Annotated in this window: 2 protein-coding genes and 1 pseudogene; 2 read left to right on the forward strand and 1 reads right to left on the reverse strand. The window is 44.0% G+C overall.

What is annotated here, in order from left to right; translation table 11 throughout:
* Positions 1-155, reverse strand: a pseudogene (locus tag RJ60_RS16605) (transposase); the annotation flags it as partial.
* Positions 156-335: 180 nt separating this feature from the next.
* On the opposite strand from RJ60_RS16605, the gene istA reads away from it, so the two are divergent.
* Entirely contained in the window at positions 336-1,847 is a 1,512-nt protein-coding gene (gene istA / locus RJ60_RS14565) for an IS21 family transposase (protein ID WP_103135235.1), read from the forward strand.
* Positions 1,844-2,168 (forward strand): ATP-binding protein (locus RJ60_RS14570; RefSeq protein WP_180979982.1); only part of this gene is annotated, 325 nt, incomplete at its 3' end. The genes istA and RJ60_RS14570, both read left to right, overlap by 4 nt.

Consider the following 2,168-nt stretch of genomic DNA (forward strand, 5'->3'; position numbering starts at 1 on the left):
ACAAACAGTCCCATTACTACCTGTACCCTGTTCAACTTTCCATCTTTGCTATATCCAAATTCTTTCAGTTCTTCATCGTTCTTTGTGCTCTCAAAGTAGAAGGTGGTCACATCGTAATAGACTATATCCACTTCCATGTTGAATAGAGTTCTGTTATTGTGGAATATCTCTTCTGTTTGCTGCAGAATATAAGTACCGGTAATTGCAGAGAGTGATTCCCTGAAATTGCAGAGGAGAATTCCCTGTTAATGCAAGAGCCATTGCAACTTCCCCCGGAATTACCTACCCTTGTAGTTAGGACACTATGAGGGGAGGAACAAAGGAGGATGGTTGCAATGGCTAAGATCAATTCTATCAGAAGCAAATATTTCAATGAAGGAAAGCGAATTGGGGAGATTGCAAGAGAAACAGAGACGGATGTGAAGACAGTGAAGAAGTACATTCTGAAGGATGATTTCAATACACAGCCACCACAGGCAAAGAAAGCAGTTAAGTCGAAGCTCGATCCTTTCAAAGAAGAGATTGATTGTTGGCTTGAGCAAGACAAACTTGAAAGAAGGAAACAGCGACATACGGCTTTAAGAGTATTCAAAAGGCTTCAGGAAAAACACGGTGATTCCTTTGACTGCTCATATCGTCTTGTGGCAACATACGTGGCACAGAAGAGAAAAGAACTTTATGGACAGAACAAGGAGTTTTACTTCGCTTTGGAACACAAACCCGGTGAAGCACAGGTAGACTTTGGTGAAGCTGACTTTATAGAAAACGGTGTTCGCTGTCACGGATATACTCTGAATGTCTCCTTTCCCTACAGCAACGGGGGATATCTTCAACTTTTCAAGGGAGAGAACCAGCAATGCCTAATGGAAGGGCTCATGAATGTCTTCAATCACATAGGGGGTGTTCCCAACCGAATATGGTTTGACAACGCCTCATCTATGGTCAGCAAGATACTGAAGGGAGGAGACCGGATCCTTTCGGAACACTTTCTCAGATTCAAGAATCACTATGGATTCGAAGCAGTCTTTTGTAATCCTCAGAGCGGGAATGAGAAAGGCAGCGTCGAAAGTAAAGTGGGATACCATAGGAGAAACCTGCTAGTTCCTGTTCCAGAGATAAGTGACCTTATGGCCTTCAACAAAGAGCTCCTGGTTCGATGTGATCATGATATGGAAAGACCGCACTATTCGAAGCCTGGCATGATAAGAGAGCGATTTGAAGAAGACAGGACAAAGCTTCTAACACTTGCACGGAGTAAGTACGATGAGTCGATCCTCTTGGCCGTTCGCACAGATGCTCACGCAAAGTTCACCCTTGAAAAAGGAAGGCATACCTATTCAAGCGCTCCAAAATATGCAAAGACCGAGATATGGGCGAGACTGACCGCTCATGAAGTTATCGTAATGGACAGGGACTACAAAGAGATAATCACTCATCCCAGACTGTATGGACAGATGAAGAGAGAATCCATGAACTGGATACCTTATCTCACCCAGTTATCCAGGAGACCGGCAGCATTGAAATACACGGGTATATACGAACTGTTTCCTTCTCCATTACAAGAGTTTCTTGAGCAGAGTGATCGTTCAAGCAAGAAAGAGACTCTCAAGATCCTTGCAGAGCTGAGCGAAGATACAGGCTTTTCGAGTGCAGTAGAAGCCTTCCTTGTAGCTCTAGAGAGAGGGACAAAAGACAGTGATAGTGTTCTCGCCATATTCCGGCGGCTCAACACGGAAAGCTTCGAGTTCAGTCCTGTTTTACTCCCGAGTGACATACCAGAACTCCCGCCTCTTAAGAACAAAGCACTTGACTACGATCTATTCCTGGAAAGGAGTAGCCAATCATGAAAGACCAGATTGAGTACTGCTGCAAGAAGCTACGCCTTGGAAGGAAGATAGTGGATGTATTTGAAGAGGTAGAAGCGGACAACAACCAGGAATACCTTATGAAGATACTACAAATTGCTCTGGATAACCGTGAGACCTCAAGGAAGAACCGCCTGGTAAAACAGGCGGGCTTCTATGCACTGAAGACATTCGAAGACTTCTCGTTCGAAGAGATACGACTACCTCAAGATTTAAGTCCAGAAGAACTGAAGAAAGCATCTTTCGTAGACGAGAAGAAGAATTTGATTCTGTATGGAAATGTTGGTACTGGAAAGACTCACC

This window comes from Mesotoga sp. B105.6.4, from assembly GCF_002896535.1.
In the GTDB taxonomy this organism is placed as follows: Bacteria; Thermotogota; Thermotogae; order Petrotogales; family Kosmotogaceae; genus Mesotoga.